Annotated in this window: 9 protein-coding genes; all 9 read right to left on the bottom strand. The window is 56.3% G+C overall.

What is annotated here, in order from left to right; all coding sequences use genetic code 11:
* Nucleotides 1-12: 12 nt before the first annotated feature.
* Nucleotides 13-870, bottom strand: coding sequence for a hypothetical protein (locus OEV49_04040; GenBank protein MDH3890231.1), 858 nt, complete (start codon nucleotides 868-870; stop codon nucleotides 13-15).
* Between the two features lie 148 nt (nucleotides 871-1,018).
* The gene (locus OEV49_04045) at nucleotides 1,019-1,864 is read right to left on the bottom strand and encodes a geranylgeranylglycerol-phosphate geranylgeranyltransferase (GenBank protein MDH3890232.1); all 846 of its coding nucleotides are present in this window, start codon (nucleotides 1,862-1,864) and stop codon (nucleotides 1,019-1,021) included.
* A 37-nt stretch (nucleotides 1,865-1,901) separates the two neighbouring features.
* On the bottom strand, nucleotides 1,902-3,533 hold the full coding sequence (locus tag OEV49_04050) for a BamA/TamA family outer membrane protein (GenBank protein ID MDH3890233.1): 1,632 nt from the start codon (nucleotides 3,531-3,533) through the stop codon (nucleotides 1,902-1,904).
* 6 nt (nucleotides 3,534-3,539) lie between these two features.
* Nucleotides 3,540-6,806, bottom strand: coding sequence for a hypothetical protein (locus tag OEV49_04055; protein MDH3890234.1), 3,267 nt, complete (start codon nucleotides 6,804-6,806; stop codon nucleotides 3,540-3,542).
* Nucleotides 6,807-6,834: 28 nt separating this feature from the next.
* Nucleotides 6,835-7,788: an NHL repeat-containing protein gene (locus OEV49_04060; protein ID MDH3890235.1), complete on the bottom strand. Its 954-nt coding sequence runs from the start codon at nucleotides 7,786-7,788 to the stop codon at nucleotides 6,835-6,837.
* Between the two features lie 20 nt (nucleotides 7,789-7,808).
* Complete coding sequence (locus OEV49_04065; protein MDH3890236.1) at nucleotides 7,809-8,618, bottom strand: DUF5683 domain-containing protein; 810 nt, start codon at nucleotides 8,616-8,618, stop codon at nucleotides 7,809-7,811.
* Between the two features lie 444 nt (nucleotides 8,619-9,062).
* On the bottom strand, nucleotides 9,063-10,040 hold the full coding sequence (locus tag OEV49_04070) for a DUF5683 domain-containing protein (GenBank protein MDH3890237.1): 978 nt from the start codon (nucleotides 10,038-10,040) through the stop codon (nucleotides 9,063-9,065).
* A 12-nt stretch (nucleotides 10,041-10,052) separates the two neighbouring features.
* On the bottom strand, nucleotides 10,053-13,418 hold the full coding sequence (locus OEV49_04075) for an FG-GAP-like repeat-containing protein (GenBank protein MDH3890238.1): 3,366 nt from the start codon (nucleotides 13,416-13,418) through the stop codon (nucleotides 10,053-10,055).
* Between the two features lie 74 nt (nucleotides 13,419-13,492).
* Nucleotides 13,493-16,252: a PorV/PorQ family protein gene (locus OEV49_04080; GenBank protein MDH3890239.1), complete on the bottom strand. Its 2,760-nt coding sequence runs from the start codon at nucleotides 16,250-16,252 to the stop codon at nucleotides 13,493-13,495.
* Between the last annotated feature and the right edge of the window lie 4 nt (nucleotides 16,253-16,256).

Genomic DNA, 16,256 nt, shown 5'->3' on the forward strand with positions numbered 1-16,256 from the left:
TATCGTTCAAAACTAAAGTTTCTCAAACAGTTGGCGGATTTCCGCTTCGAGTCTAATGGTCTGACCCGGACCCACTGAGACCGGGCTGAATTTGTCGCGCGCCGCCTGTGCGAACCAGGCTGCGATTTTCGAACCTGACTGGTCGCTCAAACCGACTGAGAGAAGTTGATCTTTCAGGTCCTCCTGGCCTATTCCTTCCGGACTGAGGCCGTATTGTCGGCTGAGGAATTCGGTCATAATCTTGTGCAGCCCGGTCTGGAACCGCTTGTGGTCGTTTCCGGACTCAGTTTTCAACCGGCTCAACTCATCCAGGAACTGTTCCACTACCGTTCTTACCGGTTCCAACCGCTGCTGGTTCCGGGCTCGTCTGTTAATAACTGTTAACAATCCGACCACCGCGATCAGGACGGCGCCGCCCAGCCACCAGAATATCGTAAAATCGAACGGTTCCACGGGCGGCAGCGGCTGGGCAATTGATATGGTCATCGCTTCGGTGGTCAATTCACCCGGCAACGAATCCGGCCAGGTATAATAGCTGATCGTAACCGGCGCTATGTGTCCCAATCCGGACGATTTCGGCAGCAGGACATAGCGGTATTTCTTGATCGTTCTCTCGGATTCGTCATCGCCGGCCGAAGCCACCGATGAGGAGAAGCCGCGAACAGTCATCCGGTCTATTATGGGACTGAGCGGCCGGGGAAACAAGTAGGCAGCCTGCGATCCGTCCCAGGACAGCTCGATCTCGAACAGCACGCTGTCTTCAAAGGCAATACTGGAACTGCTTACCGTCTGGCTGACTGAGATGCCATCGGCTAGTATCGAAGCGGCTATTGTTGAAAGGGAGAGAAGCGTTATCAGTTGCTTGATCATTTTGAAGAACCGTGAATCTAACTCCTGTTTGGGGCCGACTTTCCAGCGGTACGGTTAACGCCGGGCGGTTGTTTCGTTTTTTGCCTGCGTCCAGCCCTGCTCGTAACGGCTGTTATACGCGCAAGCTCATTGTTCGTTTCCCAAAAGCTCAGGCCACCCAAATGGCCACAATTCCCACGACCATTCCAGCCTTCAAGGCCCAGGACACAGTCTGCAACATCCCGTCAGTGGGCCGGAGACAAAGTAAAAACAAAAGTGCGCCCAGAGGCAAGTCCATTATGAATACCGTAATCAGTTTGTACCAGCCGCCAAACCAGTCCAGCAAAATGGGGACGAGCGTCAGCACCGCCAAGAGCATGAAAAAACCCCAGGCGAGCCAAAGTGACCGCCTGACACCGACCAGTTGCGGCAAAGTCCTCACTTCCAACCGTCGATCGCCCTCAATGTCCTGAACATCTTTGACGATTTCCCGCACCAGGTGAAAAATAAACGCAAATAGCGCCGGAATCAGCGGCCCCGGTAGTCCGAAAGCGGCGGCAGTATCGACCGCCATACCACCGGTCAAAAAAGTCATACCACCCAGAATGGAAATGATTACGTTGCCAAGAAAAGTGACCCGCTTCAGCTTGAAATTGTAGGCCATCAGCAGCCCGATTGCTACCAGCCCGATCAGGGCCACCGCCATACTGACAGTCAGGGCCACGGCCAGGGCGGCCAGATTCAGAATCACAGCCAGTGTTATCGCATAGCGGCGGCTGAGCGCTTGCCTGACCAATACACGCTGTGGACGGTTGATGCGGTCTATGTCTATGTCGACCAGATCGTTTACGATATTCCCGGCGGCGCAAACGAAGGCGGCACACAAAGCCGCCATAGCCGGTCCATAGTAGGCCACACTGGCCTCGACCAAATGCGCGCCCAACCCCACTCCCAACATGGCCATGATGCAATTGATAACGCGAATCAGCCTGAGTGTTTCTATCAGCTTACGCACAGTTGAGGATAGGCACATGTCACCGTGGTGGTCAAGTTTAGATGTCGGCTGAGAACTCGATGGAGAGTCGCGGCTGGTCAATGGCCGACTCCGGATTCCAGCCCAGTGACAGCCGCAAGCGGCTTCCCGGCCCTATCACGGCCAGCCCCACTCCGTAGCCGTGACGATAGCGTTCTTCCGTATAGACCGAACCATCGAAGCGGCGCACCCGATTGTTCAGATAGGCGCCGTCATGGAACAAGTACAGGTAGCCGCTTTCAAAACGAAAACGCGGTTCCACGGTGCCTATCACGGCATGCACAGCCGGGAAGTTCTCGTTGCGAAAACCGCGAAGCGAGCGCGGCCCGCCTATCAGGAACAACTCCGATGTCGGCGGCAGTGGCTCATCGGTCAGATAGCCCAGGTACCTTACCCCCAGCTTTGTAACCAGCCGTCCCCAAAGCGCAGGCGCCAGTTGCATTGCCACAGCAGCGCGTGTATCGTTCAAGACCCGATGTTCAATCTCGGCGGTCGCACTGTCCTGCCGGTAGCGTCGATGAGCGTAGATCAGGGACCACGAAAGCGCCCAGCCGCCGGTCGGATTGTGTTCAGGGTGCAGAGTCTGTCGCTCAGAAGAAAGTTTGGCGGCCCAACGGACGAACGAAGGGTGATAATCGTCGGGCGTCACTGCTTTGTATGATACTCCCAAGCCCCCCTCCCAGCCGGCAGCCAGACGGGCGGTGTAATCGGCGCCGGCGTAGAACTCGTAGAACTGATCCCGATAGTCCCGGGTCGACACTTCAATGCCAAGCCTTCCCACTCCGGCGAGATAGAGCGGCTGCCGGTATTTCAACAACAGGCTATTACGCCCTTTTTCGGATCGCTCGGTATGAACCCATGCCTGCCGACCCCGGCCGAACATATTGGTGAATGCCGCCCTCAGCGACCAGACCAGACCGATAGATGCATCCGGGATGTAACCGGCGCTGCCTTCGAGATGAAACTGCTTTCGTTCGGCAAAACCGATTTCCAACGCTGCCGCCCTAAAGCCGGTTTGTGGCTGCACTCGCAGCGGCGGCTGGAACACAACCTGGTCCAACTCATCAGCCGCCGCTTCGACCGAGCGCAAAAGCCGACCGGTCAGCGTATCACCCCGACGAACCGGCAGGCTGCGTTCGATCATGGCAGGGAGGCTTCGCGTAAGTCCGACCAAGCGCAAGTCTGATACCGTCACAACCGGACCCCGGTTGAGGTTGATATCCAGATTCACCGAATGACCGTCCCGATGCACACCACTGATTTGCATCGATGCGAAGTAGTACCCTCGGTCGTTCAATCTGTCGATTATGCCGGCCAGCCGGTCCTGAACGTTGCGACGACTGAAGAAGCCCTGACCGTAGACATCAAAAGTGCTATCTCCGAAGATAGCTATCCGACCCAGACTGAATCTCGACCCACCATGGACAATCAGACTCTCGCCACGAAGCCCGGCCCTGGCCTCAAGGTATCCCAGATCATGCAAGAGTACCTCCGCGCTGTCAGCTTGTTCTCTCGCCGATAACCGAGAGGCCGTCAGCCGCTTGATCTGCTTTGCGTTTACCGGATGATCGCCGCGCCAAACCAGTTCGCCCGCCGAGCCGCAAGCGGCTATCACGGCTGTAATCAGTATTATAATGGCTGGTCGCTTCATAACAGATCAGAATCCCGCCACCATCTCGGTGCGACCGGTCAATCGGGCCGTGCGGTTGTCGGCATGGCGACCGGTCAACGAGAAATTGAGACGAACCTCACCTTTCACCCCGTAGTTCAGGTTTACCGACCAGATAGCACCCTTCTCACCAGGTCTGTTGTCGGTCAGGAAGTAGGAGTGCGACCCCCCAACGTTGGTCAATCGTTGGCTGTACCCCTCAAGCGAGGAGCGCAACTCCCCTTTGCGCACCATCTGCCACCGCGCGTTCAGTGAGACGGTATAGAGTTGCGAGAGTTCGTCGGTCGATGATTTTGCGCGACGGTAGCTGCCGGTAGTTGTGATTTCCAAAACCGTAATTCGTCGACGCGCCGAGATACTGATCTTATAACCATCGATCTCTCCCGAACTTCCATAGTAACGGTCACGGTCGACCTGGAAGAGTTCCAGCTTTTGTTCCAGATAGGTATCCAGGGCCACCTCTTTTAGGTTCAACGATTCTTCTCGCTGCCTGCGCAACCGGGGTGCGTCGGCCACCTGACGGCGCTGCATGGTCTCGCGGTACGACAGGTTGATCACGTGAAAACCGCCCACCTTCCACAAACGCAGGTCTGAATCGTATTGACGATCATAAAACAGGTACGGCTCAGACTCATCTGAATAAAAGGGCAGACTCCACAAGAGCCCGCGATTACCACCATCGAGAAGTTCTTCGTTGATACGCGAATTGAAACGGACATAGACATGGTTGAACTCACGCCTGAGGTGAAAACTTTTCTCGCCGCGACGAACCCGCGAACGCTCGGAAAGGAGTTGGTCGACCTGGATGAAGTTGCCGTCGGGATCGGGGACGAATATGCTGTCCTCGAAAATGAAGTCGCCCCGGCCCGGTTCAACTTCCAGGTAGGTCAAGCCACGGGCATGGCGCGACTCGGTGGAGATGGTGTAAGCTCCTTCGATAGTCAGTCGTCTATGTTGACTGTGGTAGCGATAACCCAACCGCCCCAGAAAACTGCGTTCCGTGATACTTGGGCCGTCCAGCCACTGATGGGTCACAGTCAACTGGTAACTCATTTCGCCGATGCGACGGTTGGATGCCAGCGCAATTCGCCTCCGCCTCAGACTCTGTTGCCAATCTGTTACAAGGCTGTCTTCGCCATACTGTTCAAAACGGAGGTTCTCGTTTTCACCGGACAATCCAATGCTGGACCTCAGATACCGGGTCCCCTGGGCGATTCCGTTATACTCGTGCTTGCGGTTGTCTGACTCGACCAACGACGTGAGGCTGATGTTTTTGGTTAAACCAAACCGCACCCGTCCCAGCAGGTTTTCACCATCACCCTGGCGTGACTGAGCGTCGGGTGAAAACTCCGATCTGATGGCGTAGGCCTCCAGAGTTATGTCGACCCGATCGTGCGGCTGGACTTGCAGGCCGAGGTGACCCTTGTTGGCCTGGAACTGTTCAGCGTACTGAAGCCGTCCAAATTCGGAACGCACTGTCAGGAAACCGAACGGTCTGGCGACACTTCTTCCGCGAAACACTGTTTCATCATCGTCCTGATCGTATTGCCGTGGTAGCAGAAACTCGCGGCGGAACTCCGGTTCGTTCAACCGTTCCAGGGTCATGTATTCAGATTGCCGATGACGGACGGTGAGAGTCAGTTCATCCTCGCGACCGAAACGCTTATCGAGATTCACGCGGTAATAGAGGCCGTCATTGTTGTCGTCGTCCAAAGATGAAAACAAGTTGCGATCAAAGCGGCTCTGACGCACATCGGTGCTGATGGTGCCCAGCGTTGCGGTTTTGAGTCGGGCTCGCAGGCGGTAGTGATCGGTCCGCACGGCTGCAGCCAGAGTGACCAGGGGAAGATAGTCGCCCTGCCCGGCGCCCGAGAACTCGTAGACGTCCGCACCGAGAAAACGATAACTCCCCGCACCCAGACCGACGAAACTGAAAGTGACACGGTAGTCGCCGTTGGGAACGCCGACATACTGAAACACAGAATCGGGCAGACTGTCGGCAATCAACCGGTATGCGCCAAGGCTGTCCTCTGTCGCCGAGGATCGCACCGCTTGTTGGGTACTGTCGCCAAGCTCCGAAAGAAGTTCGGTATTGGCCGCCGACAGTTCACCCCAGAGCGGCTGGTCTTTGTCGTCACCGTCGCGCTGAACTTCAACGTCGACAGAGAACATCGAATCTCCAAACACGGCACCGCCGGCCATCGACAACAGTTCACCTTTGTAGTCGGCTATCAGCGGCTCGAAGTCGATTTCGATTCTGCTGCGCCGGTCGATGGGATGATTGACATTGAAAGTTATGCCGCCGACCGGATATTCCATGGTGTAATCTTTGGTCGTGCCGCGCTCCAGGCGCTCACCATCCAGCCAGACCGACTCCGAACCGGGGACTATCGGCTGAATACGAGAACTCTCACCGATGAAGTAAGGTCCCTGCAAGCCATCGTCACCTGCGATACGCACGCTGGCAAACCTTCCTTTGGGTCGGGCAGCCAGAGCATCGACCCGCCAGTTTGGTTTATGCACCATGAACCTGACCCCGGACAGAGCTCGGGGGATTACTCGCGATGGCGAAATGCGACTGCTCACGGATATGTCTCCGATTTGGGCCGTGACCGATGGGGAGTTCAACTGTAGTCGGACCTTGTCCAGTTCGTTGAGCCGACTGTCGGCGGTGCCGTATGATGGGTCGTAGCCACGGTCGGAGACAGCGCCGCTGATGATAACGCCGGGGGCCAACTCACCCTCGACAGAAAGATCCAATGATTGGCTGAACTGGGAAGGTCCATTGGTTCGCGCCAAAAAACGAAAGGTCTTGGCGCCGGTTAGCGACACGCTGCTTTCATCGGCAGCTCGACCGGGCAGGCCGAGGTCGGTAGAGAACTCCGGGACCGTTGGCTGGGCCGGGGTCGTCGTCGGCAGACTGGCGCCGTAGCTTGTTTTGAGCCATTCAGGCAGCCGGTGGTAGCTTGCAATCAGCGTGTCGTTAACGGTCGGCTCAAGCGATGAAAGATCAAAGGCGCCTTGCCCGCTTGCAAAACTATAGTCAACACCGCGCCTCAAGTGGCGGCCGTTGAAATAGAGCGAGTCCGATCCGTCGAATATGTGGTGTGATCCGATAAACAAACGGCTTGGGATATCAGGTCCAACCAAAACCTGCCGGACCGTGCCGCCGGTCACAGAGGCAGCCAACATGAACAAGAGAGAGCTAATTGTGAGAAAGAAAGATCGGCTCAGGCCGCTTGCGGGTTTGCACAAAGAGCCTATGCTCCGTTGGGCTTTGCCCTTAGTCCGTCTCATCATAGATTACGCGACAAACCAATACTCGATCATTGCCCGAGTCGACAATCATCAGGCGACCATCATCCAGAAGGGCAACATCGGCCGGCTCTTTCAGCCGCTTTCGATCACCCATAAGCTGCGGGCCGGTTACCAGCAACTGCTCACCGCTTCTTGAATCCAGACAGGTCAGGCGGCCCTGAGCGATGTCAAGCAGCCACACAACATCTTCTGCAATGGCCACCGAGGTGGGAGCGCCAAAAGTCCGTGTAGAAGTTTCTGCGATGAATCCACCGTAGGCATCATAGCGGGCCAATCGTAAGTTGCCCGGATCGCAGACCACAAACTGCCCATCGGCATCCAGCGCTATCTCGCTGGGACGTGACAGTTGGCCGCCGGAATAACCGAAATCGCCGACGAATCGGCTGAATTTGCCGACGTTGTCAAAGACGGCGATACGGTCCTGATCTGCATCGGCCAGCCATACCTCGCCGTAATCGGTCACGCCCAGTCCGGCCGGTCGTCCGTACTTGAAAGGATCGTCTTCATCGCGCAACTCGAAATCATCGACGAAGTTCAAGCGGGTGTCAAATCGCACCAGGCGGTGATTACTCTCATCGGCCACCATCAGATTAAGGCTGTTGTCCAGGGTCACCCAGGCCGGGTTGTTGAGCAGGCCGGCGCCGAAACCGTAGCCACCGGTTTGGTCCTGTGGTGTCAGCGCGGTGTTGAACCTTATCAACCGGTTGTTTCCGTTGTCGACCAGATACCAACTGCCGTCGGTCGCCACCGCCACACTGCGCGGGTTTTTCAGAGATTGTCCCAGCATGGGTCCCTCGATCACTTGCTCTACCAGCAGAGCGGAGGGTGCACTTGTATCGTCAGGTTTCTCTGATCCTACTCGTGGCCCAGGACCACAAGCCAGGACCGACAAGAACAGCAAGGTGATGAACCTGTACATGCCGACCTCGTAACGTCTGATCAGAAGCGAGCCAACAGTTCCAGCCGAACCTGTTGCCCGGCGCTCAAGGGATCTATGTCCAGGCGATAACCGAAGCGCTCACGCCCGTTGGACGGTGTAGTATCACCGAACAGACGGCGGGTTTTGCGGGCATCGTGAATAGCGTCAATGATTGACACGATCCGGTTGAGAATCATCAGGCCGACCGTGAAGTCTCGTCGCCGAAAGGCTTCCCGACTGCGATTCTTAAGCTCGCGGTAGGCCGATTTGTCGGAGGCGCTGCGCCAGCGCCAATGGTTTGATTCGTTGTCCACCAGATAGGGGCGTTCGCGATCCTGCACCCGACCGAATTCGTTGAACTGATCGATGTCATCATAGAACCCGACCCAATCGCGGTGGAGATCGTCTTTGTCTTCAAGCTGTGCTCCGGCTCGTTCGCGGGCAAAGTTTATATAGTCATCCTCTCTCCAGTTGCCGTAAGTGTGGTACGACAGAAAACCCAACCACGAAATCGCCTCAACCGCGAAGAAGTAGCGCGCCTTCTTGCGACTGCCCACATAATGCTCACCCAGACCCGGCAACAGAGCAGAGTACAGCATGGCTCTGGAAACGGATTTGCGGTTGGCATCCTGTTTTGTCAAGCCCCAATCATCGCGATCCTGCTGGGCCAGAGACACCGGTGAACCGATTACAGGCCGAGTGGGAGCGGAATATGAGGCCAGGGCAGCGAAGCCTGACTGGATTGGTGTCGGACCGGGTCGGAAGCCTGAGGCCACAACCGGCACTGTCATCAACGTGCACAGACCAAATATGATACAGATACGTCGCATAGCGGCAAACATCTTGTGCGTGGTGTACGTCCGCGTGCGCCGCGTCGGTGCAGTCAGGTGACTCGCCTGACCGCCTCTGGGATGCACGGTAGGTGTCGGGCGGGGTCGCCCAACATCACCCACACCCTTGTGCGTGGTGTACGTCCGCGTGCGCCGCGTCGGTGCAGTCAGGTGACTCGCCTGACCGCCTCTGGGATGCACGGTAGGTGTCGGGCGGGGTAGCCCAACACCACTCAGGCCCATGTTGCGGTGGGTCTTGTCCCGCCCTGGCGGGATGTGACCCGCCGCCCTCGTCTGACCGGCAATGGTGTGTCGGGTCACAACCACGCCTTCGGCGTGTCCAAGACCCGACACAACGGGATGGTCGGTTTTTGATACGTCCCTTGGTAGGGGTGACAAATCTGTCGGCACTTTAGAACGATCTAACACTTTGTCCAAACCCCATCAAAACTTGTACGTGAAAGTCACGTAGGGCGTGTCTTTCCACTCGTTGTAGGAGCGTATAGATGGTTTGACATCGATATTCGAAAAAGGCTGGTCGTACTTCAACCCGTTATTATGTCGCTTGGTGGCGAAGAAGGCCTCAAAAGCGCTGATCAGGTGATTACCCATGACCACAAAGACCATCTTCATCCCTTTGTCGTACTCTTTGTTGGCGTTGTCACGCAAGCCTTCATAGTGGAGACGGTTCTCAGAATGCGGGATAGTTTCCTCGGTTACAGCCTTTTGCACACCATTTCCGAGGAGAAAATCGTTCAGATACTCGCCGTCTATATTGGCATCGTCCCAACCCCACGAAAACTGGTGGTACTTACCGGTCATTTCGTAGTACTGCTGCGTTCGTGTGTCGGGCAGGATGTGGGTGAAACCATGTCTATCATCCGGTTCCTTCAGCGTGTCCGGACTCAGGGTACCATAAGCCGACATCAGATAGGCCTGATAAGCAAGGTAGTCGTCGCCGTTGACGGTGTATATGCTGTCGGGATGGTTCCAGTGATCCCTGTTGAACTGCTCGAACTCGGCCGTGATATCCTCACCATTGCCATGATACTTAAACGCCTGACTCAGACCGAACACCTCGACGGCCAGAAACACCAGCGGTTTCCACTTACTGCCGGAGTAATACTGGCCCAAACCGGGCACGGCCAACGAATAGATGAAGGCCTTGCCGGGCGACTTGTATTCCGGCGGACGGAGATCGGCCTGGGACAGATCAGCCAGGGTCAGATTATCCTCGCCCGACGGAGTGCCGGTTACATCATCCGTCTGAGTGGCTTCATAGTCATAGTTGTAACGGATTCTCTGAAGTTCACTTTCGAATACCGATGTTTCACCTTCGGCAATAGCAACCGATGGGGTTGACAACAGCAATAGCAAACCCAGACTCAAAATGAGACCGACTATTCTAATTCTCGTTTTCATGTTTCTGACTCCTCATCTGATAACGGCGATATCGGTGAAGGCGGTCTCTGTGGTTCCGCCAAAATCTACTTCAATCAAACAGCGATACACTCCGGGCGTGGCGTCTGAGCATACCCACACCAATTCGTTGTCCACCCCACCATTGCGAGGTCCATCAAAACGGGCAACTTCCTGACCCGAAAGATCATAAACTGTAAACTCCACGGCGTTGGCATCCTCGCCCAGGTAATATCGAATGGTCGTGCTGCCGTCTACCACCGGGTTGGGATAGTTGTAATACCTTTCCTCGGGGAACAGTCCGGAATACAGACTGACCGGTGCGGACAAACTGGCCGAGTCGTATGCAAAACTGCCGGACGGATCGTGACCACCCATCGGCCAGTGAATAGGATCAATATCGGGACCTGTTTCCCACAGGTAGAACCAGCCGTCGGCGCCCAGATAGCCCAGTCGACCGCTCGACGACGTGTCGGCAAAGGTCAGACAGGAACCCGCGCCACGTTCGCCGGCCGACATCGGAAAACCATAAGACAACTCGGGACCGAACGAATAGACGTTACCGGCGAAACTGGGGAAGATTATCTCGGGCGATCCACCCTTCTGAATATCACCGATTACCGGCGCGGCGATGGCCAGGTCTTCGTAGTATCCAAAGAAATTCACGTCGTCATACTGCAACCGGTCATCGATTTCAATCGGGAAACCGGTCAGCAGGGTTAGATTTCGGTTGAACGCATACACGGCATTGGCGCCGCCGATGACCAGATCGGGATACCCGTCGCGATCAATATCTCCTGCGACTGGATTGGTGGTGAAACTGTAGCCGGTCTCTATTGAAGCCAACACCTGGGTGAGGGGGTCGAAGACCAGTGCAGGTCCGAGGTGCCAATGAACTGTCAACAGCAGGATGCGGCCGTCGGAAGAAGCCATAGCCAATTCAGGGATGCCGTTGCGGTCCACATCGACCAATATGGGGCCCAGGTTGTAGTAACCGTCAAGCGCAAAGTTCAGGCTGTCAGCGCCATCCATAAGCCACAACCGCGTCTGCACTGTTGCATCCGTCGCCGACGAGTCTCCAGCCAATACCCAGAGTAGATCTTCACTACGGCAAATACCGTGAAAGACCTCTTCGTCCAATACATGGACGCGTGGAAAAGTTGGTCCCAGGTCCTCTTTGAGATAGACACTGCCATCACTGGTCAAGACCCAGAGAGCGTCCCCGAACGACAAGGCCAGGGGTGCACCCGAGGTGGAGAAATCAGGCTGGCCTGGGATCGCTGCATCGGCCAGGCCGTCGTTGTTGGCATCGCTCGGTCGATAGATGGCCACCCGTCCGGCCGCGCCGCTTGGATAGCCGACCGCGACGAATTTCTCGGTCAGGCCGAATCCGAAATCTCCGGTGACCGGCCCGGCATAGATATTCTCGGCAGTCCGTGCAAACAGGGGTAGCGGATGCGGGCGACCGGTATGGATCGAAGCCAGCGCGGTATCATCGTAAGTGACACACGGGTCGCACTGGGACACCTGGTGCAGGAAATTCTGACCATCCAAAGTCACCACCGACAGATTGCTGCCGGAGGCGAAAATAATCTCGCTGCTGCCGTCGCCGTTGAGATCATCCAGCACAGGTGACAGGCCGAGAACAGGCGGTCCGCCACGTACCGGAAAACCATCGACCAGCTTATCCGTCTCCAGATTGAAAGTCATGGCCGTGTCCAGCCTGCGGGGAATGCCGCCGACAGAATAGCGAACACGTCCGATACGTTCCACCCGCACGTGAGTGTCGTTGCCGGAGTTGTCGATTGCCGGTGGGTTGGTGTTGGGCGTAAACGAACTCTTGGTGTCCTCACGGAACATATCTTCGGCCGACCCGAAGCGGCGGCGTCCGGTTTCATAGTAACCGCTCATGTCAACGACGCCGTCGGCTTCGACGATCCGAATAAACCGCCGGGTGGGCACCAGTTGCAGTTTGTTATCCTCGAAATTGACCACCGTGTCGCCGGTAAACCAGTCGTAGTTGAGCCCGGCCACTCCTTCGTCGACATGGTAGATCAAAAGACCGTTGCCGGGAATCAGAAAGTCAAACTCGCCGGTGAATTCACGGGTCTCTACATCGACCGGATACTGAATCACCCCGGTGGCCGAATCGGCCAGCAAAGCGGTTTCGATATCGGGGTAAAGATCGTCGACCCGGTTCTCCAGCAGGTAGTACTCGTTTTCACTGATGGGAATACGTGCGATCCGAGTGCTGTCTGAGGCCAGTTCGGCGGCGGCGAGATAGATGTCGGTCCCCGCACGGAAATCGCGCACCTCGACAAAGCCCAGGTAGGCCCGCGACCAGGCACAGGGGAAAACCGGGATGGTGCCGAAAGAATTACCGGCCTCCCAACCAAAATCGACACCGGTGTTGAAACCGTTGTGATCCATCAGCGCAAAGTCACCCAGATTGGTGATGAAGGCATCGGTGCGGTACAGATCGGGCAGGCCCAACTGATGACCGAATTCGTGCGCCAAAACGGCGTTGAGGGCGGTGGCGCGGTTGTCCTGGTTGGAGGTTTCCGGGATTATCATGGCATCCCAGATGGTGGTCGAGTCGTTGTCGACATAGAGGGTGTCAAAGAAAACCGTGTCGGGTACGAAATTGATATATCCGGTGAACATATCGGAACATGTCGTCGGGAAGCCGATGTCGTTCTGACGATCACTGCCGGCATGGAACAAAAAGTACGAGTCGTACTTTGAAAACTCGATTTCCGGAGAGACGGCATCGGCTGTCTCGAAGCAATCGACAAAGTAGTGCACCAGCCCGTAGATGACGGTGTCGAAAGCCTGGTTTTCCGGCAGACCGGCGGCGCAGATGCCGTACTCGCTCATCGGGGCCGGCAGGCGGTAGGTCGAGTCGATCCCGGGCGGCCAGACATCCCAGTCGAGAGTGATCTTGCCGTCACTGACCGTCTCCCAGTAAACCCGGAGCGCTTTCAGGTGGGCGTCAAAGTAGAGCGAGTCGTGGGGCGGCGGATCGATCCAGTGCCTGACCTCATTGTAGTAAGCGGCCGAATCGGTTAGGTTATCGAGCGGACGCCTGAGATCCATCTCGCCGTTGCCGGTGGTGTTGGGATCGTCGCTTGTCTCCTTTTGAAAATTGAAACGCATGACGAGTATCTTGATTGTGTCGAGTGGATCAGCCAAAGCCATCGTCGGCAACGACCAGGGCGCCTTACGTTCCAGCGCCACCAGGTCCGACCGGGGACGTCGCTGGGCCAGCGAGTGATGTTGCACTTTGTTGTCGGTAACCCGGGTGTCCTCTCGTTGTCGCTCAACTCTGAGAACACGGCCACCGGACTGGGCGGTCGAGACCATGTATGCAGTCGTAACCATAGCAAGGCTCAGAACTAGCGACAAGATGAGTCGGGGCACAAATGTCATTCGATTGGTGCGCATGTTCCTTCCATCTACCACAGCACGGCCAGTGAGACGCGCAAGGTGTTCCTGAGTGACTCCGTGGAACCTGAGGGGATATAAGAGAAGTCGAATTTGAGTTTATCAAAGAGCGAGAGTCCCACACCCAGGGTCAGAGTCTTGACATCACCCTCTTCGTCATGGATGTATCCACCCCTGAGAGCGAACATATTGGCATACAAGAACTCCGCGCCGGTATTGAGGATCAACTGCTTCAACTCTTCGGAGAGGCCATCGTCCATACCGACCAGAATCTTGTTCACCTCCGACGTCACCAGCAGTCGATAGTACTCAGACTGAAGCAACTCATAGGCAAACCCGACCGCCAGGTTGCGCGGCAGGTCGTCGGCCTGGGCGGCGTCGATGTAGGCCATCTTGGGACCTAAGTTGGTAAGAGCCATCCCGAAGGTCAAACGGTGCGACAACATATAGAGCAAACCGAAGTCGACGGCAAATCCGCCCGAGGTTCCCTTGCCCTTCTCCAGCCCGGCCCCGAGGTCGGACAGTTTTGAGTACAGCACTTTGGCCGAGAGTCCCACTTTGAGACGCGATGACAGAGCGGTACCGTAGGAGCCGGTAAACGAGATGTCAAAAGAGTCGAACGATCCCAGGGTGTCGGCTGCTTCGTTGGTGCGGAGGAATTTTCCGTATGAAATAAAGGTGATGTTGCCGCCGAAGGTCCCCCACTCTTCGCTGGAGGTTACAAACGACACGAACTCATAGTAAACATCATCAGTCAACTCCGGCAGCCACTTAACGTGCATCAGAGTAATCTGCTGCAGGGCGTTGGCCTTGATTACGATCTTGTCCGGGCCCACCAACCATAGTTCATCATCAACAGAGTACACATCGGCCGTCGGAGTGCGATCAAGCCCCCGGATATTGGCTCGTTCCCAGTATAGGCCGTCGTGGGCGATAAGCCCTACGTCGGTGGCAAAGAACAGACGCTCACCGGCCCGAACAATAGCGTTGATCCCGGCTGCTGCGGGATTGCGATACATCTTGACCCGGCGTCCGGGGGCGATCGGATCTTCGTCGAGATCGTTGATATCGGTGATTGCTGCGGCATACGATGCCCGCGCGTCGGCGTCGGCATGATTCTTTACATCGACCAGTTGGTCAAAAGTTTCTCCGGCCTTCATTGTGTAGTCACGATAGCCCGGCGTCGACCAGGTGGAGCCGTCAAAATAGAGCAAGCCGTAGTCGGTCCCGATCCAGACGCGGTTGTTGGGTCCACCGAAGATGGAGTTGACCTTCCCCTTGATGGCGTTCACATAAGGAACCTGGACAATATTCCCCGGCTTCAAACCGCCCGAGTCAGCGCCTGGGGAGGATGTAGTTTCCTGGGTTATTTCATTGTCGGTGGCCGGAGTATCGGTTGTGTCTGAGGCTGAAGTTTCGGTCGTATCGTTTTCATTCCCGGCATTTCCCTGGGCCACCATAGACATGATATCGACCTCGCCTGAACCACCCGGATCGACCATTCCCACGCCACTGGTGGCTTCGTTGGCCAACCGGTATTTTTCGATGTATCCCTGGACTTCGGTGGAAGAATTGTAGATGACATTTCGACGTGCGATAGATTCAGGAGTGTCGTCCAGCGCGACTTTATAACTCATGCTGTTGGACCAGGTCCGGCCATCGAAATGATAAAGGTCGTCGCCGAGAACCATCCACAGATCATTCTGGGATCGTCCACCGATGGCCTGCACCGATCCTTCAGGCAATTGGTCGGCGCCCTCGATAGGCGCCACTCTGGCCCCGAAGAAACGGGCCGGACCGGCGCTCGTGCCCACATAGGCTTGACCCTGAACCGCAAAAACACTGGTGACACTGTTCGAAGGAAGTCCGTCGACAACGGTCAATGTCCGCCACCGGTTACTGTTGGCATTGTATACCAGCAGACCGTCGTTGGTGCCGACCAAAAGGTCAGAGCCGGAAACCGCGACGGCGGATGGCTCGCCGGTGTAGTTGACACTGTACGGAACAGTTATCTCTTCCTTAATGAAACGTGAGCGTGATTTCTCAACCGCAATACTGATCCGGTCGGCCTCCACCTCCGATACGCCATCGTCTTTCAAGCCGTCTTTGAGGCGACGTTCGATTTGCTTCACCTGATCCCAGTTGACACGGCACTTATTGTAGGCCAGCATCAGGCTGTCGAACAGGGTCGTTAGTGACTCCAGGCCGGAGTACTCGGTGTCGACAGCGGCCATCACCCGTCCGCGCAGACTGTCCAGGTAGGTGTATGTCCGCTTGTTGTTGATCGCGGCTATCCTCTGGACCATTTCGGCCAGCCGTTCTTCGTCGCTCACATTGAAATACGAAGTGAGGATTTTCTCCACTGTCTGGTCGGTCTTGGTGGTGAACTTTTCGCTCAGGTGCCAATTCTTGTTATCAAACCGCACCAATCCTTTGGGTGATATAGCCCAGATTTCGTAGGCCGTATAGTCACCGGCGCCGCCGGATTTGAGCGCGGCCATGCCTTTCAAAGGTCGATAAGCTTTAGGGATACCGGCCTCGATCCAGGAATCAGCCAAAGGATAGGCCCCCAGCCCGGCCGGATTCCAGTGGGTGGCCGTGGCATCGTCGGTGATTGCCACATACGCCTCGCCCATTCCGGCGGCTCGGGCGCCAGGGGCAATCCTGAGATACAACACGGCGGCGTTTGAAATGTCGGCGGTGGCATCGCCCGCTATGACGGATAACAGTAGCACCAGGGCCAGTAACACAAATATCCTTGGTCGGATCATTGCC

This window comes from Candidatus Zixiibacteriota bacterium, assembly GCA_029860345.1.
Taxonomy (GTDB): Bacteria; Zixibacteria; MSB-5A5; order GN15; family FEB-12; genus JAJRTA01.

Excerpts from the sequence above, each read along its gene's own strand:
- OEV49_04060 (MDH3890235.1), bottom strand. The coding sequence starts at position 7,788 with ATGTACAGGTTCATCACCTTGCTGTTCTTGTCGGTCCTGGCTTGTGGT.
- OEV49_04050 (MDH3890233.1), bottom strand. The coding sequence starts at position 3,533 with ATGAAGCGACCAGCCATTATAATACTGATTACAGCCGTGATAGCCGCT.
- OEV49_04040 (MDH3890231.1), bottom strand. The coding sequence starts at position 870 with ATGATCAAGCAACTGATAACGCTTCTCTCCCTTTCAACAATAGCCGCT.
- OEV49_04065 (MDH3890236.1), bottom strand. The coding sequence starts at position 8,618 with ATGCGACGTATCTGTATCATATTTGGTCTGTGCACGTTGATGACAGTG.
- OEV49_04070 (MDH3890237.1), bottom strand. The coding sequence starts at position 10,040 with ATGAAAACGAGAATTAGAATAGTCGGTCTCATTTTGAGTCTGGGTTTG.
- OEV49_04080 (MDH3890239.1), bottom strand. The coding sequence starts at position 16,252 with ATGATCCGACCAAGGATATTTGTGTTACTGGCCCTGGTGCTACTGTTA.
- OEV49_04075 (MDH3890238.1), bottom strand. The coding sequence starts at position 13,418 with ATGGTTACGACTGCATACATGGTCTCGACCGCCCAGTCCGGTGGCCGT.